The sequence below is a fragment of the Gilvimarinus gilvus genome, assembly GCF_030518155.1.
GTDB classification, from domain to species: domain Bacteria; phylum Pseudomonadota; class Gammaproteobacteria; order Pseudomonadales; family Cellvibrionaceae; genus Gilvimarinus; species Gilvimarinus gilvus.
Map to the genome: position 1 here is coordinate 1 of NZ_JAULRU010000644.1, position 340 is coordinate 340.

Genomic DNA, 340 nt, shown 5'->3' on the forward strand with positions numbered 1-340 from the left:
ATACAACAACAAAAAATAAAATTATGATACACATTGCATCAACAACTGCAGAAGAACAACAATTGATACAAGAAGGGAAATTATTGCCTGTTATGGAGCATTTTTACACAATTCAAGGTGAAGGAATGTACACAGGTGTGGCTTCTTATTTTATTCGATTAGGAGGTTGTGATGTTGGTTGCCATTGGTGCGATGTAAAAGATAGTTGGGATGCTGACAAGCATCCCTTAACTAATGTTGATGAATTGGTAGACTTGGCAACTTCTCAGGCCAAAACAATCATCATTACAGGAGGAGAACCTTTGATGTGGGATTTGACTTATTTGACAAAAAAACTACA

Annotated in this window: 1 protein-coding gene; it reads left to right on the plus strand. The window is 36.2% G+C overall.

Annotated elements, in window-relative coordinates; genetic code table 11:
- Nucleotides 1-340 (plus strand): 7-carboxy-7-deazaguanine synthase QueE (locus QWI17_RS16605; RefSeq protein WP_302723645.1); only part of this gene is annotated, 340 nt, incomplete at both ends.